Annotated in this window: 21 protein-coding genes and 6 tRNA genes; 16 read left to right on the top strand and 11 right to left on the bottom strand. The window is 65.3% G+C overall.

Going from position 1 to position 21,917, the window contains the following annotated elements; genetic code table 11:
* Positions 1 to 4 precede the first annotated feature (4 nt).
* The 8 genes from OIE68_RS29445 (at position 5) to OIE68_RS29410 (ending at position 3,523) form a co-directional block, all read left to right on the top strand.
* Positions 5 to 1,726, top strand: a complete 1,722-nt coding sequence (locus tag OIE68_RS29445) for an asparagine synthetase B family protein (RefSeq protein ID WP_327094299.1) — start codon at positions 5 to 7, stop codon at positions 1,724 to 1,726.
* A 110-nt stretch (positions 1,727 to 1,836) separates the two neighbouring features.
* Complete coding sequence (locus tag OIE68_RS29440; RefSeq protein WP_327094298.1) at positions 1,837 to 2,568, top strand: hypothetical protein; 732 nt, start codon at positions 1,837 to 1,839, stop codon at positions 2,566 to 2,568.
* A 367-nt stretch (positions 2,569 to 2,935) separates the two neighbouring features.
* Positions 2,936 to 3,011: transfer RNA gene (locus OIE68_RS29435), tRNA-Glu, on the top strand.
* A gap of 1 nt (position 3,012) precedes the next feature.
* Positions 3,013 to 3,085, top strand: a tRNA-Ile gene (locus OIE68_RS29430).
* 5 nt (positions 3,086 to 3,090) lie between these two features.
* A tRNA-Asp gene (locus tag OIE68_RS29425) sits at positions 3,091 to 3,163 on the top strand.
* Between the two features lie 4 nt (positions 3,164 to 3,167).
* Positions 3,168 to 3,240, top strand: a tRNA-Lys gene (locus tag OIE68_RS29420).
* Positions 3,241 to 3,334: 94 nt separating this feature from the next.
* Positions 3,335 to 3,408: transfer RNA gene (locus OIE68_RS29415), tRNA-Leu, on the top strand.
* A 24-nt stretch (positions 3,409 to 3,432) separates the two neighbouring features.
* Positions 3,433 to 3,523, top strand: a tRNA-OTHER gene (locus OIE68_RS29410).
* Positions 3,524 to 3,528: 5 nt separating this feature from the next.
* On the opposite strand, the gene OIE68_RS29405 is transcribed toward OIE68_RS29410, so the two are convergent.
* A complete protein-coding gene (locus tag OIE68_RS29405; protein WP_327094297.1) occupies positions 3,529 to 4,098 on the bottom strand; it encodes a helix-turn-helix domain-containing protein in 570 nt (189 codons plus the stop codon).
* 126 nt (positions 4,099 to 4,224) lie between these two features.
* Here OIE68_RS29405 and OIE68_RS29400 point away from each other — a divergent pair, with 126 nt between their 5' ends.
* Positions 4,225 to 5,655 (top strand): MFS transporter, encoded by a 1,431-nt coding sequence (locus OIE68_RS29400; RefSeq protein WP_327094296.1) that lies wholly within the window; start codon positions 4,225 to 4,227, stop codon positions 5,653 to 5,655.
* A 42-nt stretch (positions 5,656 to 5,697) separates the two neighbouring features.
* On the opposite strand, the gene hsaB is transcribed toward OIE68_RS29400, so the two are convergent.
* From hsaB to hsaA, 4 genes are read right to left on the bottom strand one after another with little or no spacing between them, the layout of a single operon-like run.
* Positions 5,698 to 6,273 carry a 3-hydroxy-9,10-secoandrosta-1,3,5(10)-triene-9,17-dione monooxygenase reductase subunit gene (hsaB, locus tag OIE68_RS29395; RefSeq protein ID WP_327094295.1) on the bottom strand — a complete coding sequence of 192 codons (576 nt, stop codon included), beginning with the start codon at positions 6,271 to 6,273 and terminating at the stop codon, positions 5,698 to 5,700.
* Positions 6,274 to 6,299: 26 nt separating this feature from the next.
* Entirely contained in the window at positions 6,300 to 7,205 is a 906-nt protein-coding gene (hsaC, locus tag OIE68_RS29390; protein WP_327094294.1) for an iron-dependent extradiol dioxygenase HsaC, read from the bottom strand.
* Positions 7,205 to 8,083, bottom strand: a complete 879-nt coding sequence (gene hsaD / locus OIE68_RS29385; protein WP_327094293.1) for a 4,5:9,10-diseco-3-hydroxy-5,9,17-trioxoandrosta-1(10),2-diene-4-oate hydrolase — start codon at positions 8,081 to 8,083, stop codon at positions 7,205 to 7,207. The genes hsaC and hsaD overlap by 1 nt, the downstream gene beginning before the upstream one ends.
* Positions 8,084 to 8,085: 2 nt before the next feature.
* A complete protein-coding gene (hsaA, locus tag OIE68_RS29380; protein ID WP_327094292.1) occupies positions 8,086 to 9,249 on the bottom strand; it encodes a 3-hydroxy-9,10-secoandrosta-1,3,5(10)-triene-9,17-dione monooxygenase oxygenase subunit in 1,164 nt (387 codons plus the stop codon).
* A gap of 198 nt (positions 9,250 to 9,447) precedes the next feature.
* Between hsaA and OIE68_RS29375 the strand changes: the two genes are divergently transcribed.
* Entirely contained in the window at positions 9,448 to 10,644 is a 1,197-nt protein-coding gene (locus OIE68_RS29375; RefSeq protein WP_327094291.1) for a Rieske 2Fe-2S domain-containing protein, read from the top strand.
* A complete protein-coding gene (locus tag OIE68_RS29370) occupies positions 10,644 to 10,973 on the top strand; it encodes a hypothetical protein (RefSeq protein WP_327094290.1) in 330 nt (109 codons plus the stop codon). Before OIE68_RS29375 ends, OIE68_RS29370 begins: the two co-directional genes overlap by 1 nt.
* Here OIE68_RS29370 and OIE68_RS29365 read toward each other — a convergent pair whose 3' ends face one another.
* From OIE68_RS29365 to OIE68_RS29355, 3 genes are read right to left on the bottom strand one after another with little or no spacing between them, the layout of a single operon-like run.
* Positions 10,974 to 11,384, bottom strand: coding sequence for a cupin domain-containing protein (locus tag OIE68_RS29365; RefSeq protein WP_327094289.1), 411 nt, complete (start codon positions 11,382 to 11,384; stop codon positions 10,974 to 10,976).
* 37 nt (positions 11,385 to 11,421) lie between these two features.
* Positions 11,422 to 11,994, bottom strand: coding sequence for a methylated-DNA--[protein]-cysteine S-methyltransferase (locus OIE68_RS29360; protein WP_327094288.1), 573 nt, complete (start codon positions 11,992 to 11,994; stop codon positions 11,422 to 11,424).
* Between the two features lie 52 nt (positions 11,995 to 12,046).
* Positions 12,047 to 12,361, bottom strand: a complete 315-nt coding sequence (locus OIE68_RS29355; protein WP_327094287.1) for a hypothetical protein — start codon at positions 12,359 to 12,361, stop codon at positions 12,047 to 12,049.
* Positions 12,362 to 12,423: 62 nt separating this feature from the next.
* Here OIE68_RS29355 and OIE68_RS29350 point away from each other — a divergent pair, with 62 nt between their 5' ends.
* On the top strand, positions 12,424 to 13,926 hold the full coding sequence (locus tag OIE68_RS29350) for a PLP-dependent aminotransferase family protein (protein ID WP_327094286.1): 1,503 nt from the start codon (positions 12,424 to 12,426) through the stop codon (positions 13,924 to 13,926).
* Between the two features lie 23 nt (positions 13,927 to 13,949).
* Entirely contained in the window at positions 13,950 to 14,651 is a 702-nt protein-coding gene (locus tag OIE68_RS29345) for a CoA pyrophosphatase (protein WP_327094285.1), read from the top strand.
* A 7-nt stretch (positions 14,652 to 14,658) separates the two neighbouring features.
* On the opposite strand, the gene OIE68_RS29340 is transcribed toward OIE68_RS29345, so the two are convergent.
* Positions 14,659 to 15,756 (bottom strand): CaiB/BaiF CoA-transferase family protein, encoded by a 1,098-nt coding sequence (locus tag OIE68_RS29340; RefSeq protein ID WP_327094284.1) that lies wholly within the window; start codon positions 15,754 to 15,756, stop codon positions 14,659 to 14,661.
* An 81-nt stretch (positions 15,757 to 15,837) separates the two neighbouring features.
* Positions 15,838 to 16,152 (bottom strand): hypothetical protein, encoded by a 315-nt coding sequence (locus tag OIE68_RS29335; protein ID WP_327094283.1) that lies wholly within the window; start codon positions 16,150 to 16,152, stop codon positions 15,838 to 15,840.
* Between the two features lie 85 nt (positions 16,153 to 16,237).
* Here OIE68_RS29335 and OIE68_RS29330 point away from each other — a divergent pair, with 85 nt between their 5' ends.
* From OIE68_RS29330 to OIE68_RS29320, 3 genes are all read left to right on the top strand, one after another.
* Positions 16,238 to 16,834 (top strand): TetR/AcrR family transcriptional regulator, encoded by a 597-nt coding sequence (locus OIE68_RS29330; RefSeq protein ID WP_327094282.1) that lies wholly within the window; start codon positions 16,238 to 16,240, stop codon positions 16,832 to 16,834.
* 111 nt (positions 16,835 to 16,945) lie between these two features.
* The gene (locus OIE68_RS29325; RefSeq protein WP_327094281.1) at positions 16,946 to 17,890 is read left to right on the top strand and encodes an ATP-binding cassette domain-containing protein; all 945 of its coding nucleotides are present in this window, start codon (positions 16,946 to 16,948) and stop codon (positions 17,888 to 17,890) included.
* The gene (locus OIE68_RS29320) at positions 17,887 to 18,663 is read left to right on the top strand and encodes an ABC transporter permease (RefSeq protein WP_327094280.1); all 777 of its coding nucleotides are present in this window, start codon (positions 17,887 to 17,889) and stop codon (positions 18,661 to 18,663) included. The genes OIE68_RS29325 and OIE68_RS29320 overlap by 4 nt, the downstream gene beginning before the upstream one ends.
* Here OIE68_RS29320 and OIE68_RS29315 read toward each other — a convergent pair.
* Positions 18,647 to 21,883 carry a BTAD domain-containing putative transcriptional regulator gene (locus OIE68_RS29315; RefSeq protein ID WP_327094279.1) on the bottom strand — a complete coding sequence of 1,079 codons (3,237 nt, stop codon included), beginning with the start codon at positions 21,881 to 21,883 and terminating at the stop codon, positions 18,647 to 18,649. The genes OIE68_RS29320 and OIE68_RS29315 overlap by 17 nt on opposite strands.
* Between the last annotated feature and the right edge of the window lie 34 nt (positions 21,884 to 21,917).

Below are 21,917 nucleotides of genomic sequence, written 5' to 3'. Positions count from 1 at the left end.
AAAGATGTCTCGTTGGTGTGCATTCTCGACGCCGGACGATCCGGCCGGGCAGGTGCGGGCGGTCGGCGGCCATCCGGTGTCGGTGACCGGCCGTTATGCGCTGGGGTTACTCGATGGTCCGGGCATTGCGGAAGGTCCTTTCACTGTTGGTGAGCTGACTGCCATAGGTGAGGTCACGCTGTTCAATGCGGCACAGCTGCGCGCCCGACTCGGCACGGACGCACCGCCGGACTGCCCTGACGGTGAACTGCTGTTGCACTGCTACGCCCGTTTCGGGCTCGACGGAATCGCCGCCGCCGACGGCATGTTCGCACTCGCCATCGTCGACCGCGGCGATCTGGTACTGATCCGCGATCACGTCGGCACCCGCACGTTATTCCACGCACGCGCAGGCAAAGGCTGGGCCGCATCCACATCGCTACGCGCATTGCGCCGATGCCCCACCCTGCGGACCGGTCTGCATCTGCCCGCGGTGCGTTCCTTCCTCACCTTCGCCTACCTGCCGGGAACCGAAACCCTGTTGCGCGGCATCCATGAGGTCCTGCCTGGACGCTGCGTACGCCTGCAGGGCGACGGCACGATGACCGAGGAAACCTACTGGGAGCCGATCGAAGTCGAGGACAACCGAACAGCCGCCGAGCACGCACTCGAACTCCGCGAACTGCTCCAGGACGCGGTCGCTCGACGACTGCCCGCGGGCGAGCCGGTCGGTGTCCTGCTCTCCGGCGGCATCGACAGCAGTCTGGTCACCGCCCTCGCCGCCAAGCTGCACGATCAGCGTGTGCGCTCGTATTCCATCAGTTTCGGCGGGACCACGCCGAACGAACTCGCGTACTCCGGACTCGTTGCCACACATTGCAATACCGACCATCGAGTGCTCACCGTGCCAGGTGAAACGGTCGCATCGCGATTGGCGGAGACTGTGTCGCTACTCGACTGCCCGGTCGGCGACCCACTCACCGTACCCAACCTGCTGCTCGCGGAAGCTGTTGCCGCAGAAGGTATTCGGGTTGTGCTCAACGGTGAGGGCGGCGATCCGGTCTTCGGCGGCCCCAAGAATCTGCCGATGCTGATCTTCGAATTATCTCGCGACGACCCGTCTCCGGACGCCAGGGCGCTGGCCTATCTGGACAGCTACCGCAAGTGCTACAGCGACCTGCCGGTGTTGCTCAGCCCCGACGTCCTGACCGCATTGGCAGACGCACCGCCACTCACCGATCTGCTCTCGCCCTACCTGAGCCAAGGCCGGATGACCAGCCTGCTGAACCAACTGCTGCACACCAACCTGCGCACCAAAGGCGCACATCACATTCTCACCAAGGTCGAACGACTCACCGCCGCAAGCGGTTTGGAGGGCCGAGCGCCGTTGTTCGACCGCGCCGTCATCGACCACGCCTTCCGCGTCCCAGGCCGGTTCAAACTGGCCGGTACCAGCGAAAAGTGGATTCTCAAACAGGCCGTGCGCGACCTACTTCCGGCGACCATCGTGGACCGCCCGAAGAGCGGTATGCGAGTTCCGGTGCAGCAGTGGCTCTCCGGGCCGCTGCGCGAACTCGGACACGACCTGCTGCTCGGTTCGTCCGCCCGGGCGCGCGGCCTGTTCCGTGCGGACACCATCCGCTCGTGGCTGCGCGGCGACGGTGCGCTGCTGCCGCGGCAGGGCGGCAAGTTGTGGCTGGTGCTGTCGTTGGAGCTGTGGTTGCGGTCCTTCGAAGTCGGGCCGTGAGCGAGCGTCAGCGAGTGAACCAAGGACACAGCGCGACCGCGGCGCACGGCGGAGGCGAGCGTCAGGAGGCGCAGCCGTGAGTCGCATTCGTATGTTGAAGTAGGAGCCGAATGTCCGATCCCCGAATAAAGCACCACGCGGACGATGAGAACGAGATCCACAACCTGGCCGAATTCGTCGACGCTGGACGCAATGTCGTTACGCCCGTAGCACAATTCCCGCCCGAGGTCGCCGCGGTGGTCGTCCAGGCGTTCGCTCAGATAGTCCGGAATGCGAAGGCAAGTCGTGCCGCGACCGTCCCCGACGCGGATGGCATCATCCGCTCACAGACCTTCGAAGAGGGCGACGTCTACATGATCGAGTCGCCCTTCGACGGCTTCTTCGCCGACCGCTACATCATGGATTTCTACAATGCCGAGGAACGCGGCATCTGCTCGCGCATGCATCTGCACACCGGCCTGCGCTTCGTCCGCATGATGACCGGTCCGGACACGCACATCCGGGTGAGCAGCCTCTCGCCGTTCCGCGTAACCGACGTCGAAGGCGTTACGCCCTTCGCACCCAACCAATTCGAGGACGACCTACCCGACACCCCACCTGGCCTGCATCGCACCAGGTACAACCTGATCGTCCCGCCCTGCTCCTTCGTCGATATGCAGATCCCCCGCGGCGTGAGCCATCAGTTCAATGCCATCGGCCCCCACGCCGTCATCGACTCGGTCCATCCGGAGGAGTCCATCGAGGTCTTCCGCGAACAGATGTCCGGCTTCAAAATGATGGCCCAAACCGTCTTCCTCGCAGAGGAATTGCCGGATTCCGCCACCTGTACATCGCTCGGGTAGCTCACCGTGTGCGCTGTCGGAGACCTGAGTAGCGCTCGCAAATCCAGTGGTCGGCTCGCAAATGGTGCAACCTATGCGAGGTGACTATGCAGTGTGCGACAGCCGATTTGGGCGTAAGTTGCCGATTTAATTCGGTTGCGATCGTGCGGGGGCGTGCTTACCTTGGATACACCGAAGTTCAAAGGAAGGGCCCGGCAATGACCATCAAGGCGAAATCCGAGGGGCGTGCGCGCTTGTTCGATGCTGCCTTGGAAAGTGCTCTGCCCCAGAGTATTTCGGCCGATACTGGCTGCGGTCCATGACATAGATCTCTTGTGTCACAGGGTCGCACCAGGCAAATGCCGGGGAGCGGCCCTTCTTCATTTCCGGCGCAGTTGCTCTGTTGGTATGGGCAACCTGACTTTCATTCAGGGACCACGTCGGTTCGATTCCGATCTGCGTCACACCCGTTTAGCTCAACGGTAAAGAGCGCCTCTCTGATACGGAGGAGATGGGAGTTCGATTCTCTCAACGGGTATCCATGGCCTCGTGCTCTGTTGGTTGAGCACTCTGATTGTCGATCAGAGCGACGCGGGTTCGATTCCAGTCGGGGTCGCGATGCGCCTGTAGCTCAGTTGGTAGAGCTCCGCCCTTTTAAGTCGGAAGTCGTGGGTTCGATCCCTACCGGGCGCACTATCGGGAAAGTCAACCAGACGGGTGTCTGGGATCGCTTGCTAAGCGAATCGAGGCCTAAACCTTGGGGATCGTGCCCTCGTCTTTCCGTGCCGCGCGTATAGCCCAAGCGGCAGAGGCACCATTTTCAAAAGTTGGTCAGTGCAGGTTCGAATCCTGCTACGCGCACATCGAGCACCCGGTGCTCACCCTGGAAAGTCATGCGGACCGGCGTCCGTCACCGTCTTGAAAACGGCTGGTCCCATGCGAATGGGATGGGGATCGACACCTCGGCTTTCCACCACCTGCTCAGTTCGGCGCGCGCATACCGTCCAGCGTCACATCGAGCATGCGACCGGCGGCCTCGGGGACCGTTTCGCAGGCGACCCCGATCCCGTGACCGAACCTGAGCAGGTCGCGCGGCTCGATATCGCGACGGATATCGCCGGAATCCTGTGCCGCGTTCAGTAGCGCGGCCGCCGCATCGGTGATCATCGTTCGACACAGGGTGAAGGTCGGTGAGCCCTTGTCCATACCGGCCTTCATGGTGGTCGCGAGGCTGCGATTGTCCATCACCCACTGCACCTGTTCGCGCAGCCACGTCTCGAAAGCCACAGCGGCCGAATGGGTTTCGAGCAACTCGTGAGCGCGGGCGCTCAATTGTTCGATGCTGGAACGGTATACGGCTTCGATCAGCACCTCGCGGCTCGGAAAGTGCCGGTAGAGCGTGCCGATGCCGACTCCGGCGCGGCGGGCGATCTCTTCCAGTGGGGCGTCTGGTCCCTGTTCGGCGAATGCCTCCTGAGCGGATGTCACGATCCGCTCGTAGTTGCGCCGGGCGTCCGCGCGCATCGGCCGTCCCGTCGACGGTGCTGCCATATTCCCTCCACTGGAAAACGGAAGGACCCTCCAGATAGGCTTGCGTAACTGGAGGAACCCTCCATATGATAGCTCTATCGGAAGCGGAGGCTCCCTCCGTTTGAGTCCCATTCGATGGAGCATTCTTTGTCCACAACCATGTCCGCGGACACCCGTGTGCCCGTAACCTCCAGCGCCGGTCGGCTCCGATCCGGCATTGTGCTGGTCACGCTGCTGACCTGCCAATTGATGATCATCCTCGACATCACCGTGATGAATGTGGCGCTGCCGCGCATCCGCACCGACCTGCACTTCAGCGCGACCAATCTGTCCTGGGTGATGAACGCCTACACCCTGGTCTTCGGCGGTCTACTGCTGCTCGGCGGCCGTGCCGGTGATCTGTTCGGCCGTCGCAACCTGTTCATCGCCGGTACGGCACTGTTCACGCTGGCCTCGCTGGCTGGCGGGCTGGCGCCGTCGGCCACCTGGCTCCTCATCGCCCGTGTTGTGCAGGGCATCGGCGGGGCCATGGCCGGTCCCAGCACCCTCGCGCTGCTGACCACCACATTCAGTGAACCCAAGGCCCGGATGCGGGTGCTCGCGCTGTTCTCCGGCATGTCCAGTGCGGGTTTTGCGATCGGTCTGATCATCGGCGGCCTGCTGACCGAATGGCTGAGTTGGCGCTCGGCGCTGTTCATCAATGTGCCCTTCGGCCTGGCCGTCGTCGTGCTCGCGCTGCGCTATCTGCCGGTTGCCGAACGTCAGCCCGCCCGCCTCGACCTGCCCGGTGCAGTAACCGCGACGGGGGGCGTCGCCGCCCTGGTCTACGGCTTCATCAGCGCCGCATCACATGGCTGGAGCGATGCGGGAACCGATATCTGGCTGGCTGTCGGCGTGGCACTGGTCATCGCCTTCCTGGCCATCGAGGCGCGCACGGCCCAGCCTCTGCTGCCGCTGCGGCTGTTCGCCGATCGCAATCGCGCCGCGGCCTACGCCAATATGTTCCTCGGCCCGATGGCCGGTATGTCGATGTTCTTCTTCCTCACCCAGTACCTGCAGGAAGTGCGCGGATTGAGCGCGCTGGCAACAGGTTTCGCCTTCATGCCGACCGCGCTGATGATGTTCACCATGATCCGGCTGATTCCGCGGCTGCTGCCGCGCTTCGGTCCGAAACCGGTGACGGTAATCGGCACGCTGCTGATGGCGGCCGGTTTGGTGCTGCTGACCCGACTGACCGTCGACACCGCCTACTTCCCTATGCTGTTCATCGCCATGATCCTGATGGGAAGCGGTATCGGCCTCGCCTTTTCGCCGCTCAATGTGATCATCATGTCGAGCGTTGCGCCGACCGAAGCCGGTGCCGCGGGCGGCGCACTGCAGACCCTGCAGCAGACCGGTGCCTCCCTCGGCCTCGCTATTCTGGTCACCATCTTCGGCACCGCCGCCCGCGATGCCGGAGGTTCGGCACACCACGCCCTGGTCAGCGGCATCACCACCGCCTTCGCCGGTGCCGTGGTTATCGCCGCGCTGACCTTCGTCGTCGCTCTCACCTTCCGCAGCACGCGTCCTGCGGAGTGAAATATGGCCCTGCCCAGGTGATTCCGGGCGGGGCCACATTTTCTACAGCCAGGTGTCCAGCGTTGTCGTTGTGAGGAAATGCTCCAGGTCGTGCCGCCAGGGAGCCGGGACGGTCTTATCCGGTTCGATGGCGGTGTACTGGCCGCGGTAGAACAACAGCGGCCTGCCGGAGCTGGTCGACTCCGACAGGGCCAGTACTCGGCCGATCACGATGTAGTGATCGCCGCCGTCGACGACGCTGTCCACCTTGCACTGGATGGTGGCCAAGGCGTCGTCCAGGAGCGGAAGCTCCAGTTCCGAGGTGTGCCAATTGGTTTCGGCGAACTTATCGGGTTCGCGGGAACCGAAGCGGGCACACAGTTGCTGCTGCTCCTCGGCAAGGACATTCACGCAGAAGCCTCCGGCCTGTTCGATGGCCGCCCAGGACCGGGAGGTCTTGGTCGGGCAGAACAGCACCAGGGGCGGGTCCAGGGACAGGGCGGCGAAGGATTGGCAGGCGAACCCGATCGGGGCCCCGTCGGCATCGAAGGTGGTGATCACCGTAATGCCGGTGCAGAACTGTCCAAGGACATTTCGGAACTGTCGCCCGTCGATCGCCGGATATTCGTCGGTCGTCATCGTCTCCCCGCTCGCCCTGTCGAACATTACTGCTGCCGCTGGCCGACCGTGAAGTCGTGACCCCACAGGCTGACCGCGGTGGATTCCCGTGCGATCCAGTCGGCGTCGTCGACTTCCAAACCTTCACAACCGAATTCGACGTCGAAGCCGCCCGGTGTCTTCATATAGAACGACAGCATCTTGTCGTTGACGTGTCGGCCCAGCGTCGCCGACATCTTCACCTTCTTGCGCAGTGCGCGATCCAGGCAGAGCCCGACGTCGTCGGAGCCCTCCACCTCGAGCATCAGGTGCACGATGCCGCTCGGGGTCGGCATGGGCAGGAAGGCCAGCGAGTGGTGGCGCGGGTTGCAGCCGAAGAAGCGCAACCAGGCCGGTTCACCGTCGGCGGGCCGCCCGACCATCTGCGGTGGCAGCCGCATCGAATCGCGCAGCCGGAAGCCGAGCACATCGCGGTAGAAGGTCAGCGCCGCCGCATCGTCCTTGGTGCTGAGCACCACATGGCCGAGTCCCTGCTCGCCCGTGACGAATCGGTGTCCGTAGGGGCTGACCACGCGCCGATGTTCCAGTGCCGCACCGTGAAACGCCTCGAGGGTATTGCCCGAGGGATCCTCGAACGAGATCAGCTCGTAGACCCGGCGATCGGCCTTCTCCTGTGCGGTGCCCTCCTTGAACGGCACCCCGGCCGCATCCAGCCGGTCCCGAATATCCTGTAGCTCGGCGGCATTGGCGGTCTCCCAGCCGGAGACCTGCAGCTGATCCTTCTCGCCCGGCGAGATGACGAGCCGAGCCGGGAAATCATCCATGCGCAGATACAGCGCCTCGGGATTGCTGCCCTTGCCCTCGACCATGCCGAGCACCTTGAGCCCGTATTCGCGCCAGGCCGCCATATCGGTGGCCTCGATGCGCAGATACGCCAGTGATCGAATGCCCATCACTTCTCCTTCATACCGGCAAGGAAATCCGTTGCCAGCCGGTTGAATTCGTCGAACTTCTCCAGCTGGGCCCAGTGCCCGCAACCACCGAAGACGTGCAGCTGCACCCGTGGAATCATCTTCGTCGCGACCAGCGCTCCGTCGAGTGGATTCACCCGATCTTCCCGGCCCCAGATGAGCAGCACCGGCTGGCGCAGCTTATAGGCGTCCCGCCAGATCATGCCCTGCTCGAAATCCGCTCCGGCGAAGGACTTTCCCATCGCCCTGGTCGCGGCCAGCGCCTCGGGCGTGCTCGCCGAGGCGAAGCGCTCATCGATCAGCTCGTCGGTGATCAGCGACTGATCGAAGACCATGATCCGCAAGAATGCCTCCAGGTTTTCCCTGGTCGGCTCGTAATTGAACTTCGCGAGGTTCTTGACACCCTCGGTCGGATCGGGTGCGAACAGGTTGACGCTCAACCCGCCCGGACCCATCAGCACCAGCTTGCCCGCCCGATCCGGATAGTCCAGCGCGAAGCGCACCGCGGTACCACCGCCGAGCGAATTGCCCAGCAGGTGTACGCGTCCGCTGATCTCCAGCGCATCGAGCAGATCCTTCAGCGCCGAGGCGCTGTGCGCGAAGTACTGCGGATGCTCGGTCGGCTTGTCCGAGAGCCCGAATCCCGGCTGATCCACGGCGAGCACGTGGAACTCGCGTGCCAGCACCGGGATATTGCGGGCGAAGTTCGACCACGATGAGGCGCCGGGCCCGCCGCCGTGCAGCAGCACGATCGTCGGGCCGTTGCCGACTCCCGCCTCGTGATAGTGCAGGCGCAGATCGGGCCGCGCCTGCGCATATCGCGAGGTCGATTCGAAGGTGAGTTCGGTTGTCGCCGTCACGGCTAGACCATGCCGTCGGTAACCGGAAGCCCGAATTCGTGCGTGCCGTACATGACATAGGCGCGCTCGGGATCATTGGCGGCGTGCACCCGACCAGCGTGCGCGTCGCGCCAGAAGCGTTGCAGCGGAGTGCCGTTCGCGAGTGCGGTGGCGCCGGAGGCTTCGAAGAGCTTATCGATCGAGGCAATCGCCCGGCCGGTGGCGCGCACCTGGTCGCGGCGTGCTCGCACCCGCAGGTCGAACGGAATCTCCTTGCCCGCCACCAGCAGTGCGTATTCGTCGGCGACATTGCCCGAAAGCTGACGCCAGGCCGCATCGATATCGCTGGAGGCCTCGGCGACCCGCACCTTGGTGAACGGATCGTCCTTGGCCTTCTCACCGGCGTAGGCCGCCCGCACCCGCTTGCCCTGATGCTCGACATGGGCGGCGTACGCGCCATAGGCCATACCGACGATCGGCGTGGAGATGGTAGTGGGATGGATTGTGCCCCAAGGCATCTTGTACACCGGATCGGTGTTCTGCGCCAGGCCGGGGGAATTCAGCTCGCTCATCGCGCGGAAGCTCAGGAACCGGTGCGACGGCACGAAAACGTCTTCCACCACAACCGTATTGGAGCCGGTGCCGCGCAGGCCGACCACATTCCACACGTCATCGATGCGGTAGTCGGAGCGCGGGATCAGGAAGCTGCCGAAGTCGACCGGCTTGCCGTCCTTGATCACCGGACCGCCGAGCACCGCCCAGGTGGCGTGATCCGAGCCCGAGGACCAGGCCCACGCACCTTTGACGATATAGCCGCCGTCGACGACCGTGCCCGCGCCCATCGGGGCATACGACGACGAGATCCGGACCTCGTTGTCCTCGCCCCACACGTCCTCCTGCGCCTGCTGTGCGAACAGCGCGAGGTGCCAGTTGTGCACGCCGACGATGCCCGCGACCCAGCCGGTGGAGCCGCATGCGCTGGCGAGCTTGCGAACTGTGTCGTAGAACACGACCGGATCGGCCGCATGGCCACCCCACTGCTTGGGCTGCAGCAGGCGGAAGAAGCCGGTCTCCTGCAGTGCCTTCATCGATTCGTCGGGGATGCGCCGCAGGTCCTCGGCTTCCTGTGCGCGCTCGCGCAGCGTCGGCAACAGTGCTTCGACCCGTTCGGTCACTTCTTGCGTCATCGCGGGACCTGCTCCTGCCTGGTCGGATTGGTAACCGGTACTCATTTGCCTCTGAGACTAGAACAGGTTCTTATTTCTGTCGAGAACGGGTGACCATAAGGGGCATTCGTCACCGATTCGCAGGTGGTCGCCGGAATCGCTGGCGTGGAACGCGACATTTTTGTAACGTGTTCTAGTACAGAAGGAGGAGGAATCGCGATGGCAGTTACCCCACTGGGGAGCGGTGCGAAGGTCCGCGAGCTCGATGTGGGCTCCGCACCCACCCGATATGCGCGGGGATGGCATTGCCTCGGTTTGGCGAAAACGTTCCGCGACGGCAAGCCGCACGCGGTCGAGGTGTTCGGAACCAAGCTCGTCGTCTGGGTCGACAGCAATGACGAACTCCGGGTGCTGGACGCCTACTGCAGGCATATGGGTGGCGACCTGACCATGGGCGAGGTCAAGGACGGCGATATCGCCTGCCCGTTCCACGACTGGCGCTGGTCCGGCACCAGTGGCAAATGCACCGCGATTCCCTATGCGCGGCGCGTGCCGCCGCTGGCGCGGACCCGCAAGTGGACCACGCTCGAGCGCAATGGACAGCTGTTCGTCTGGCATGACCACGAGGGGAGCCAGCCGCCGCCGGAGGTCACCATTCCGCACATCGTCGGGCCCTACACCGACGCGGATGGCAACCCGAGTGAAGAGCTCGACAGCGGGTGGACCGAATGGACGTGGAACTCGCTGCTGATCGAAGGCGCGAACTGCCGCGAGATCATCGACAACGTGGTGGATATGGCCCACTTCTTCTATATCCACTTCGCCTTCCCGACGTACTTCAAGAACGTCTTCGAGGGGCATATCGCCACCCAGTTCCTGGAGACCAAGGGTCGTCCCGATATCGGCATGGCCTCCAAGTACGGCGGCGATACCCTGCTGAAGTCCGAGGCGTCGTACTTCGGGCCCTCTTACATGATCAATCCGCTGGTCAATATTTACAGCGGATACGAGGTCAAGAGCGTCCTGATCAACTGCCACTACCCGGTGACACAGGATTCGTTCGTGCTGCAGTGGGGCGTCTCGCTGGAGAAGCCGAAGGGCGTCGACGGTGAGATGGCCGATAAGTTGGCCGCGAAGATGACCGAAGGCATCAGCGTCGGGTTCCTGCAGGATGTCGAGATCTGGAAGCACAAGTCCAAGGTCGAGAATCCGCTGCTCTGCGAGGAGGACGGCCCCGTCTACCAGCTGCGTCGGTGGTACGACCAGTTCTATGTGGATCTGGCCGACGTGACCGACAAGATGACCCAGCGCTTCGAATTCGAGGTGGATACCACCAAGGCGAATGAGGCATGGGAGGCCGAGGTCGCCGAGAACCTGCGACGCAAGCGGGAAACGGAAGCGGAAGCAGGCGTCTGATGGCGGGAACCTGGGCGAAAGCGCCCGACTTCGCCGACCAACCGGCGCGGCGGGCCGCGGTGCAGGCCCAGACCGTGGTCGACAAGCAGCGCTATCTGGAGGAGGGGCTGACGCCGCTGCGGTGTCAGTCATGCCAGACCGAGGTGCTGGTGCGCAAGAGTTCGTCGCACCAGACCTCGGTGCAGTGGACCGAGAATCCGGCCGCGCGCTGCCCGGTTTTCGCCAGGCTCAGCGCGGAGGGCTACGGACCGGGGCGTCCGGAAACCTGTGCGCAACTGGAGAAGACGATCAAATGGGCCGTCGACGAGGGTGTGCTGGAAATCGACTGATCAGTCGAGAGTGAAGTCGGCGAAGTCGAATCCCGGTGCAACGATGCAGCTCACCAGCACATATTCAGCGCCGACTGGCCGCGCGGCCTGACTGACCCCGCCGGGCACCACCGCCTGCAATACCTGCCCGTGCTCGACATCGGGCCCGAGGATAATCTCCTCGCCCCCGATGTCGAGCGCCAGCGCCCCACCCCGATGCCACAACCACACCTCATCCGACCGCACCGTATGCGGCGCTGACCGCTCACCAGGCATCAACAGGAAATAGATCGCGGTCCCACTGGCTCGCGGCCCGGGGTAGCCCTCCGGCCTGAATTCCGCCGCACTACGCCAGGTTTGCCGATACCACCCGCCCTCCGGATGCGGCTCCAAATCCAGTGCAACAGCCAGCGCCGGTCGGTCATCACTCATGCCCCGACTATGCCCGATCGATGGTCTCTCGGGCTGGTTAGAAGAGGGTGGGTTCGCCGAAGCCGGGTGTGCGTTCGATTTCCAGAAGGCGTTGTTTGGTGGTGATGCCGCCGGGGGCGGAGAAGCCGGTGAGGGCGTGGTCGGCGGCCAGGACTCGATGGCAGGGGATGATCAGGGGGATCGGGTTGCGGCCGAGGGCCTGTCCGACGGCTTGGGCCGCGCCGGGCGCGCCGATACGGTCGGCGACCTGGCCGTAGCTGAGGGTGTGGCCGGGATCGATCGCACGGGTCACTTCGTAGACGGCGCGGTGGAATTCCGGAATTCCATTGGTGGTCACGGGAACCCAGCGCAGATCGTCGAGTTCCCCGGCGAGGTGGGCCTGGATGCGGGCGACGGCATCGGCGATCGGGCCGGTGGGTTTCGCCTCCGAAATTTCCTCGGAGTCCGGAATTCGGCTGCTGCGACGCATGATCCGGGTCCGCGTCGCGGCAGAGCTCGCCTCGGGCAGTCCGAATCGGAATACGAAGTCGTCGGTCCAGGCGATCGCGCAGGTGCCGATCGCGGTCTCGAACAGCGCCGACCCGGTGACCGGGCGAGCGGAAGCACTCATACGGTCAGTGTGCACGCCGGGTCCGACATCTTCGAGCAGACCAGTCCAGTTCTCAGAAACTGGCCTGGATGCCAACGATGGTCGGCTTCACTGCTCCGCAACTCGGGTTCGAGATCCGGTGCTGCACGGCTCGCTCGGGATGCGCGAGGGCCGACGCATCCGGATCCGGAACATCATTGCGGCCGTAGATCGCGGCGAGATCCGCGTATTGGCGCTGGTTTTCGTAGTAGGACGGCGACCAGTCGGTCAGCGGTCCCGGCGCGTGGAACCGTTCGAGGCGGAAAACCTCGCTCGGGCGCCGCGGTGCGAACCGGTGGACGAGATAGGCGAAGGCGGCGATGACGAGCAGAGTGGCGAGGGCGGTCATAGAAGTCAGCGTGCGCGCACTGGCCTTGCCATTAAATATCCACTTGGCTAATACTGGACTTTATGTCGACGAGAGTTATCGGTGCCGCCAGCCTTGCCCGCGATCTGGGGAGTTGGCGCAGTGCGGACGAGAACGGCGAACCGGGGGAGCGCCGGTCGACGCGTCCGGCCTATCTGGCTCTCGCCGAAGGCATCCGCCTGCTCATCCATGATGGTCGCGCGCCGCTCGGCGTCGCACTGCCCAGTGAACGCGACCTCGCCACCACTCTCGGCGTCAGTCGCACGACCATCACCTCCACCTACAGCCTGCTGCGCGAACACGGCTATCTGATCAGCCGTCAAGGTTCGCGCAGTACCGTCGCCCTCCCGCGCGACGTGCAGCACGACGGCACCAAACCGGCCCGCAGCATCCTGGCGATGATGGCCCAACCAGAACTGCCGACCATCGATATGACCTACGCCGCCATGGCCGCGCCCCTGGAGATGCAGGAGGCGTACTCCGTTGCGCTGCAAGGCCTTCCGGCCTATCTCGGCACGCATGGTATGGATCCGGTCGGTGTGCTCGCGCTGCGCGAGGCACTGGCCCGCCGCTATACCGAACGCGGCCTGCCCACCGAGCCGGACCAGATCCTGGTCACCCTGGGTGCCCAGCACGGCCTGCGCCTGCTGCTCAATGTGCTCACCGCGCCCGCGGCCCGGGTGCTCATCGACCACCCGACGTATCCGAATGCCATCGAGGCGATCCGCGATGTCGGTGCCCGCCCGGTGCCGGTGCCGCTGCGCCCCGAAACCCCGGAATCCGGCTGGGATCTCGACGGAATCCGCAGTGCCGCAAGGCAAACCGCGGCCACCCTGGCCTACCTGGTGCCGGATTTCAACAACCCGACCGGCCTGCTGCTCGACGCCGACGGCCGCGCCGAACTGACCGCCATCGCCCGCGAGACCCGGATGACCGTGGTGATCGACGAGTCGATGGTGGACCTGAGTCTGACCGACCGGACCGCGCCCCCGCCGGTCGCGGCCTTTGCCAAGGGCAGCGAGATCATCACCATCGGCTCGGCCTCGAAATCCTTCTGGGGTGGTCTGCGCGTCGGCTGGATCCGCACCAACCAGTCGCTGATCACCAAACTGCTCGGCATCCGCTCCACCGTCGACCTCGGCACGCCCGTCATGGATCAGTTGGCCACCATCCACCTGCTGGAGAATGCCGGCACCATCCTCACCCGCCGTCGTGACCAACTCCGCGCCCAGCGTGCGGCCCTGCTCGCCACGCTCGGCGAAGAGCTCCCGGACTGGCGCACGATCGTCGGCGACGGCGGCATGTCCGTCTGGGCGCAGCTACCGGCTCCGGTCTCGACGGCACTGGCCGCCACCGCCCCCAACCACGGTGTATTGCTCGCCGCCGGACCGAGATTCGGTGTCCAAGGTGCCTTCGAACGCTTCATCCGCCTGCCCTTCACCCACCCCGAACCCGAACTCCGTTTGGCGGTGAAGTCCATCGCCACCGCCTATGAAGCCCTCACCCCCCGCGCCGCCGACCCCCTCCAACCGCTCACCTGTTACTGACGGGGTAGTGCAATATCGAGGGTATGGATCTCATTTCGGGACCGCGTGTCCCCGATAGTGTTGACGGCTTCCGTGAATTGGCGGGCGCGCGGTTGGGCGGATTTCCGCATACGGAGGTTGCCGACGCGCCAGGTCTTCGTCGGGCGGCGGTGTTGCTGTGCGTGGTGGCAGTAGACGGTCCGCCGTCGCTGATGGTCATCAGACGCGCGTATCGCGGGCGGAATGCCGGGCAATGGGCGCTGCCGGGTGGGCGGGTCGACGACGGGGAAACCGTTGAGCAGGCGGCGATACGCGAATTGCACGAGGAACTCGGACTGACCGCGAGCCCGGCCGATCTGCTCGGCAGGCTCGACGACTTTCCCGCCGCATCGGGTTTCGTCATCACCCCGATCGTGGCGGCTCTCGCCGATGTGTCCGAGTTGCGGCCAAGTCCGGACGAGGTCCACTCGGTCCATCAAGTGGATCTCGCCCGGCTGGCCGCCGACGATGTCCCGCATTGGGTGCATCCGAACGAGGCAGTGCGGCAACAGGATCTGCGGTCCGATACGCCTTCTGTGCCCTACGAAGGCCCCGGTCTACTGCAGATGCGCCTCGCCGAGAACATGACCATCCATGCACCGACCGGTGCCATGCTCTGGCAGTTCCGCGAAGTTGTGCTGCTGGGCCGCGACCCGGCCGCCGCACGAATCGCACACTTCGCCCAGCCGGACTGGACGCGCCACTAGCGAATTATCAATCCGCCCAGACGGATTCGAACGGCGTCGCCTCGCTGGGCGGCGGGGTGGGCGTACCGGCAGGGGTGCGCGAGAAGCGCGGGGCCGGCGCGTGCTGGACGACACCGTCGATCTCGATCAATCCGGTGCGGGCGACGATGTGCGGATTCTGTTCTGCCTCAGTGAAAGTCAGCACCGGTGTGGTGCACGCATCGGTGCCATCGAAGATCGCGGCCCACTCGTCCCGCGTCTTGGTCTTGAACTTCTCCGCGAACAGCTTCTTCAGCTGATCCTGACCATTCGGATCGAGCTGTGCAGGCAGACCTTCGGGGTCGATCTCCAAGCTCTGCAGCAGTTCCGCGTAGAACTGCGGTTCGATGGCGCCGACCGCCATGTACTTGCCGTCGGAGGTTTCGTAGGTGTCGTAGAACGACATGCCGGTATCGAGCAGGTTGGTGCCGCGCTCATCCGACCACAGGCCCATACCGCGCATACCCCAGATCATGTGCGAAAGGGCAAGCGCCCCATCGATCATCGCCGAGTCGATGACCTGACCCTTGCCCGAACTCTGCCGCTCCACCAGCGCCGCGAGAATGCCGAATACCAGGAACATCGAGCCGCCACCGAAGTCGCCGACCATATTCAGCGGCGGCACCGGCCGCTCGCCCTTGCGGCCGATGGCATGCAGCACGCCGGTCAGCGAGATGTAGTTGATGTCGTGTCCGGCGCGTTCGGCCAGCGGGCCGTCCTGGCCCCAACCGGTCATCCGGCCGTAGACCAGCTTCGGGTTGCGCGCGAGCACGGCATCCGGGCCGAGGCCCATGCGCTCGGTGACGCCGGGCCGGAAGCCCTCGATCAGCACATCGGCCTTCTCGGCGAGCGTGAGCACCTTCTCGATATCCGCCGGATCCTTCAGGTTCGCCTCGACGATAGTGCGCCCGCGCCACTGCGGCCGCTCCATGAAGCCGGGCAGCATATTGGGCCGCTGTACCCGCACCACATCGGCGCCGAGGTCGGCCAGCAGCAGCGCCGCATGCGGACCGGGGCCGATACCGGCCAGCTCGATGACCTTGATGCCCGCGAGCGGGCCCTGCTTGGCGGTGGATGGTGTGCTCACGCCCTACCTCGGTTCGTCGTTGATCCAGCGCTCCCCGGGGCGACCCGAGGCTGTATTGACAGTATGACAATAACGCCGAAGCTATCTGCGAGATGGGTTCGCGAGCCCTAGGGTGGAGTTGAGTCGATAAGCCCCGCCACGGCCGTGGAATACCGCCATCAGCAGCGCGCCCACCAGGGCGGCGCCGATTCCCGCGTAGACATGCGACGGCAGGTCGGCCCAGTATCCGATGACGACCGCGAGTGCGAGTCCGCATGTGCCTGCCACCGCATTGCGCAGCGGATCGTTACCCCACACATTCGGAAACTGTTCGCCGACCATGCCTTTGACGAAATGCGGTACCGCATTCACGCCGAACAGTCCGGCCAGCGCGGATAACAGAATCGTGTGCCACATGATGAGCCACCTTCTTTCAGTCAACGGTTGTAGACCGAAAACTAGCATGGCGCCCAGCGTCGGTCAACGCTCGTAGACTGAGCTCATGAATTCTGGCCCTCTCAGCCGCGCCGAGCAACGGCAGAGCACACAATCCCGGATCCTGGACGCGGCCCAGCGGTTGTTCGCGGAGGTCGGCTACGACCGGGCCACCATTCGCGCGATCGCCGCCGAGGCGCAGACCGATCCCGGACTGGTGATGCGCTATTTCGGGTCGAAAGACAACCTCTTCGCCCAGGCTTCCGGTTTCGAACAGGAAGACCTCGTGACCGGTACGCCCGAAGAGGCGGCCGGCCAACTGCTCGCGGCCCTCGAAACCAAGCTCGCCCAGCAGCCCACCGACGCGCTCGCCGCGATCCGGTCCATGTTCACCCATCCCGACGCCGCCGCCGAAGTGCAACTCGCCATGGTGTCCCGGCAGCGGCAGGCCGCACAGCATCTGGCCGACGACGATGCGGACCTGCGCGCCGGGCTCATCGGCGCGATCACCATCGGCACCGTCATCGGTCGGCACTTGCTCCAGCTCGACGGACTGCGCGACGCCCCGCCCGAGCGAATCACCGCCCTGCTCCGCGAAGCCTTCCTCGACATCGCCTGCGGCCCAACGGCCGAACCCTCGGATGGCTCGACTGGTCGTAAGTAGTGGCCGCGGATCGATGTCGGCTTGTCCGAGGTGACCAGGTCGAACACCGCGTCAGTGGACGTGTCAGGTCGGTGTCAGGTCAGTATCAGGCCGACCGTTGACAGTCGTCGCATGACAACTTCAGCAATTGCGGCTTCCGGGCTGCGGAAGGCCTACGGGGACAAGGTCGTCCTCGATGGCATTGATTTGAATATCGGTGCCGGCACGATTTTTTCGCTGCTCGGTCCGAATGGGGCGGGTAAGACGACGACAGTGAACGTGCTGACCACGCTGTTGAAGGCCGATGGCGGCACGGCGCATGTCGCCGGGCACGATATCGCGTCCGAGACCAAGGCGGTGCGCGCGGCGATCGGGGTCACCGGTCAGTTCGCGGCGGTGGATGATCTGCTGACGGGGGAAGAGAACCTGCAGTTGATGGCGGATCTGCACCGTCTGCGGGGCGGCGAGAGCAAGCGGGTGATCACCGAACTGCTGGAACGGTTCGATCTGGTGGAGTCGGCGCGAAAGCGGGCGGCGACCTATTCCGGCGGTATGCGCCGGAAGCTGGACCTGGCGATGACGCTGGTCACCAGGCCGGACATCGTCTTCCTGGACGAGCCGACAACGGGGCTGGATCCGCGTAGCCGCCGCACGATGTGGGAAATCGTGCGGGATTTGACGGCCGATGGTGTGACGATCTTCCTCACCACCCAGTATCTCGAGGAAGCCGATCAGTTGGCCGACCGGATCGCGGTGCTCGACCAGGGCCGGATAGTCGCCGAGGGCACTCCCGACGATCTCAAGCGCCGGGTACCGGGCAGCCACATCCGGCTCCGGTTCACCACGGTCGTGGAACTGGATGCGGCGGCGCGGATCCTGCCCGGCTCTACCCGGGACGACGAGGCTCTGACCTTGCGGGTGCCGGGCGACGGCGGCACGAAATCATTGCGCCACCTGCTGGATCGGCTCGCCGAAATCGCGATCGAGGCCGCGGAGGTCTCCGTCCACACCCCCGACCTCGATGATGTTTTCCTTTCCCTGACCGGTCACGCGACCACGGAGGCCAACGCACAATGAGCACCATTTCTTCGGTAAACACATTCGCACCGCTGGCCGATTCGACGATCATGCTGCGGCGCAACTTCAAACACATCGCCCGGACGCCGGTCACGGTATTCAACGCGGCTCTGATGCCGGTCGTGATGATGTTGATCTTCGTGTACGTGTTCGGCAGCGCCTTCGATGTCGGCGAACACTACATCGATTACGCGACACCGGGCATGATTCTGCTGGCCATCAGCTACGGGTTGTCGGGCACCGCGGTATCGGTGAGCTCCGACATGGCGAAGGGCATCATCAACCGGTTCAAGGTTATGGATGTCTCCCGTAGCGCCGTACTGACCGGTCACGTCGTGGCCACCATACTGACCAATGCGGTAGCCATCGCGGCCGTTATCGGTGTGGCCTTCGCGCTGGGGTTCCGGCCGGCCGCGACCGCATTCGACTGGCTCGGCGCGATCGGCATCATGGCGGCGACGTCTTTCGCGGCCTCCTGGCTCACGGTCGCGTTGGGTATGGCCGCGAAAACTCCGGAATCCGCGGGCATGGGCGTGGTGCCGCTGATCATGCTGCCCTTTGTCAGCAGCGCGGTCGTGCCGGCCGACAAGATGGGACAGGGCGTCCGGCAGTTCGCGCAGTATCAGCCCTTCACGCCGATCATCGAAGCGTTGCGTGGATTTCTCAACGGTCACCCGTCAGGCGGCTACACGGCCGCGGCGCTCGCCTGGTGTGCCGGGTTCGCCATCGTCGGATACCTGTGGTCACGTGCCACGTTCAACAAGCGAGCGTAGTCGCGACCAGTTCACGCCAGTCCGCCTCCGCACCCTCCCTCATCGCCTCGGTGAAGCGCGCTTCACCGAGGCGATGTCGCGCTGTCTGCTCGATGCGAGCCACATCCGGTTGGGAACGATCGGGCAGTCCGCGTACTCCGGCACTCGCCGCGAGCAGGCGCACGGCCTGCTCGATTTGGTCGGCACGCAGCGCCAGGTCCGCGATCCCGACGAGTACCTGGGCGAGCAGGGGCGCGTATCCGGCCTCGGACGCCGCCCGGAAGGCCGCTGTGTATTCCTCGCGGGCTTCGTCGAGACCGTCTGCGAGGTAGCCCAGCAGGTTGTGTGTCACCGCCCTGATCTGCGCCTGCTCCGCATCGCTGCCCAGCGCGGTTGTCGCGACGCCGATCTGCCGGTATGTCTGCTCGGTGTCGCCGTTCCAACGGGCCAGCTCCGCCTTCTCCAGGGCCAAAACGGCCAGTGTGTTCGGCCAGGCGGACTGATCCGCGCACCGTTGCGCCTCGCCCATGGCCGCCACGCTCGCCTCCGCATCACCCAGTAGCCAGTACAGCTGCGCCTGCCGCGAGCGCATCCGGACGACATCGTCGATCGTGCCCACCTCGGTGACCACCGCGATCGCCTGATCGAAATACGCGCAGGCAGTGGCGAATTCGCCGCGCACCGCGATTCGATCCGCCAGCTCGGTGAGCGCGAACGAAATCCCCCAGCGCTCGCCGATGGCCCGGAACTCGGCGAGCGCAGTCTCGAGATACTCGTCCGCCTCCCGCCCGTCCTGGCCGAGCACGATCCGCATCCTGCCCAGGAGCAGCCGGGCCAGTGCACGCACCCAGGGGTCTTCGTCGGTGAGCAGCGGTTCGAACGCGGACAGATACTGGTCCGGCCCCTGCAACATATGTTCCAGCGCGGCGGTGAACGCCAGCAGCGGGTAGCGGGAGCGACTTCGCCGGCTGAACCGGTATGCCTTGTGGATCCATTCGTCCATCTGGCGCTCGTCACTCGGTCCGGAGGACATGAAGTGCACGATCAGCCCGTACACGATGGCCAGGGTCTCATCGTCCACCTCGCCGGGCAGGTCGGCGGCCGCGGTGATCAGCTCCATGCCCTCGGCCTTGTGCCCGCTGAGCCACCAGTACCAGCCCGCTGCCGCCGCGAGCCGCATCGCTCCGACCGCGTCCCCGGCCGCGAGCGCGCCACGCATCGCGACGGCGATGTTGTCGTGCTCGGCCTCGAGCGTGGCGAGCCACACCAGCTGGTCGGTGCGGCGCAGGTGCGGCTCCGCGGTCGCGGTGAGTTCGGTGACGTACGAAAGATGCTCTCGGCGTACAAGCTCCGATTCCCCCGACTCCACGAGCCGGTCCCGGGCGTACTGCTTGATCGTGTCGAGCATCCGATAGCGCGGCCCACCGGGCGAGCCGGTGGGAGGAGCACTGTCCTCCACGGTGAGCAGCAGCGATTTCTCGGTCAGCGCGGTCAGCAGCTCCAGCACCTCCCACCGCTCGACCGCTGTGTTCTTCCCACCCCCCTGCCCTTCGGGCCCGCCCCCCGTCCCCTGCCCTTCCGGTCCGCCCCCCGTATCCGCGCAGACCTGCTCGGCCGCCTCCAAACTCGCGCCGCCGGAGAACACCGCGAGCCTGCGCAGCACCATCCGTTCGGCGTCGGTGAGCAGCTCCCAGCTCCAGTCGACCACCGCTCGCAACGTCCGGTGCTGTGGAATCGCGGTACGGCTGCCGCCGGTCAGCAGGCGGAACCGATCGTCGAGGCGGTTGGCGAGCTGATCGAGGGACATGGTGCGCAGTCTGGCCGCGGCCAGTTCGATCGCCAGCGGTATCCCGTCGAGCGCCCGGCAGACGCGCGCCATGGTCGACAGTGTGCGGGCATCGGCCGCGAGATCCTTGTGCACCGCACCGGCCCGGTCCCGCAGCAGCCGAACGGCCGGGGAGGACTCGATCTCGCCGGGGTCTGCGTCCTCCGCGGGCAACGCCAGCGGCACGACCTGCCATAACGCCTCGCCCGTGATGCCGAGCGATTCCCTGCTCGTCGCAAGGATCCGCAGCCGCCGGCATTCCCCGAGCAGCCGGTGGGCGAATGCCGCCGCGGCGTCGATCACGTGTTCACAGTTGTCCAGGATCAACAACGTCTCGCGCTCGCGGAGCGCCGCGATGAGCCGGTCCATCGGTTCCGCATTCGGTGCGGCGCCGAGCAGCGCATCCCGGAGCCCGAGTGCGGCGAGCGCAGATTGTGCCACGTCACCACTTGCGCCGACGGACGCCAGTTCGACCAGCCAGGCCCCGTCCGGTAGGTCGTCGAGCAGGGTCCGTGCGGTTTCCAGGGCCAGCCTGGTTTTCCCTGAGCCACCGGGCCCGGTCACCGTGGTGAGCCGGTGTGCCGCAATGAGTTCGCGCACCGCGGCAATGTCCCCGTTCTTGCCGACGAAGCTGGTCAACTCGGCCCGCAGGTTCGTCTTGCGGTCGTTGTCCTGCGCTCCGATTTCGCCGCGCAGCAGCGCAACGTGCAGTGCGGAGAGTTCCGGTGCGGGATCCACGCCCAGCGTGTCGGCGAGTGCTTCCCTGGCACGTTGGTACACGACCAGTGCTTCGGCGCCACGACCCGCGGCGACCAATGCCCGCATCAGCGCGGCGACGAGCCGTTCCCGCACCGGATGCCGGGCCACCAGCTCGGTCAGCTCGGCGACCAGCTCCGCACCCCGGCCGAGGCGGATCTCCGCTTCGTACAGATCCTCCATGGCGGTCAGGCGCAGCCCCTCGAGGCGGGTGATCACCACGTCGAGGGCCGCACTGTCCTGCACACCGATGTCCTGCATCAGCGCACCGCGCCACAGGCCGAGGGCCTCGCGCAGCAGTTCGGCCTGTTGTACGTGGTCACCGCCGCGGGCCTGGTCGAGAAGCTGTTCGAACCGCACGGCGTCGACAGCGTCGGATTCCACCGTGAGCCGGTATCCGCCCGCCTGCACGTCCAGCGACCCGTCCGGCAGCACCCTCCGCAGCCGGGAGACCAGTGCCTGCAGGGCGTTCGCCGCATCGGAGGGCGGCTGTTCACCCCAAATCCAGTCGACCAGCGTCGCTTTCGGGACCGCGCGGCCGGGTTCGAGCGCAAGGGCGATCAACAGCGCCCGTAACCGGGTGCCCGGTACCTCGATCAATCCGCCGTCATCTAGTCGGATTTCGAGCGGTCCAAGCATCCCGATCTGCACCCGGACCATTCTGCCGTGAACGAGAGATCAGCGCGGCCCGCCC

The sequence above is a fragment of the Nocardia vinacea genome (assembly GCF_035920345.1).
GTDB lineage: Bacteria > Actinomycetota > Actinomycetes > Mycobacteriales > Mycobacteriaceae > Nocardia > Nocardia vinacea_A.
The sequence above is the reverse complement of the archived record's forward strand: the minus strand, read 5'-3'. Positions and strand labels throughout refer to the sequence as shown.

Excerpts from the sequence above, each read along its gene's own strand:
- OIE68_RS29445 (WP_327094299.1), top strand. The coding sequence starts at position 5 with ATGTCTCGTTGGTGTGCATTCTCGACGCCGGACGATCCGGCCGGGCAG.
- OIE68_RS29440 (WP_327094298.1), top strand. The coding sequence starts at position 1,837 with ATGTCCGATCCCCGAATAAAGCACCACGCGGACGATGAGAACGAGATC.
- OIE68_RS29405 (WP_327094297.1), bottom strand. The coding sequence starts at position 4,098 with ATGGCAGCACCGTCGACGGGACGGCCGATGCGCGCGGACGCCCGGCGC.
- hsaB (WP_327094295.1), bottom strand. The coding sequence starts at position 6,273 with ATGACGACCGACGAATATCCGGCGATCGACGGGCGACAGTTCCGAAAT.
- hsaC (WP_327094294.1), bottom strand. The coding sequence starts at position 7,205 with ATGGGCATTCGATCACTGGCGTATCTGCGCATCGAGGCCACCGATATG.
- hsaA (WP_327094292.1), bottom strand. The coding sequence starts at position 9,249 with ATGACGCAAGAAGTGACCGAACGGGTCGAAGCACTGTTGCCGACGCTG.
- OIE68_RS29375 (WP_327094291.1), top strand. The coding sequence starts at position 9,448 with ATGGCAGTTACCCCACTGGGGAGCGGTGCGAAGGTCCGCGAGCTCGAT.
- OIE68_RS29370 (WP_327094290.1), top strand. The coding sequence starts at position 10,644 with ATGGCGGGAACCTGGGCGAAAGCGCCCGACTTCGCCGACCAACCGGCG.
- OIE68_RS29365 (WP_327094289.1), bottom strand. The coding sequence starts at position 11,384 with ATGAGTGATGACCGACCGGCGCTGGCTGTTGCACTGGATTTGGAGCCG.
- OIE68_RS29360 (WP_327094288.1), bottom strand. The coding sequence starts at position 11,994 with ATGAGTGCTTCCGCTCGCCCGGTCACCGGGTCGGCGCTGTTCGAGACC.
- OIE68_RS29355 (WP_327094287.1), bottom strand. The coding sequence starts at position 12,361 with ATGACCGCCCTCGCCACTCTGCTCGTCATCGCCGCCTTCGCCTATCTC.
- OIE68_RS29350 (WP_327094286.1), top strand. The coding sequence starts at position 12,424 with ATGTCGACGAGAGTTATCGGTGCCGCCAGCCTTGCCCGCGATCTGGGG.
- OIE68_RS29345 (WP_327094285.1), top strand. The coding sequence starts at position 13,950 with ATGGATCTCATTTCGGGACCGCGTGTCCCCGATAGTGTTGACGGCTTC.
- OIE68_RS29335 (WP_327094283.1), bottom strand. The coding sequence starts at position 16,152 with ATGTGGCACACGATTCTGTTATCCGCGCTGGCCGGACTGTTCGGCGTG.
- OIE68_RS29330 (WP_327094282.1), top strand. The coding sequence starts at position 16,238 with ATGAATTCTGGCCCTCTCAGCCGCGCCGAGCAACGGCAGAGCACACAA.
- OIE68_RS29325 (WP_327094281.1), top strand. The coding sequence starts at position 16,946 with ATGACAACTTCAGCAATTGCGGCTTCCGGGCTGCGGAAGGCCTACGGG.
- OIE68_RS29320 (WP_327094280.1), top strand. The coding sequence starts at position 17,887 with ATGAGCACCATTTCTTCGGTAAACACATTCGCACCGCTGGCCGATTCG.
- OIE68_RS29315 (WP_327094279.1), bottom strand. The coding sequence starts at position 21,883 with ATGGTCCGGGTGCAGATCGGGATGCTTGGACCGCTCGAAATCCGACTA.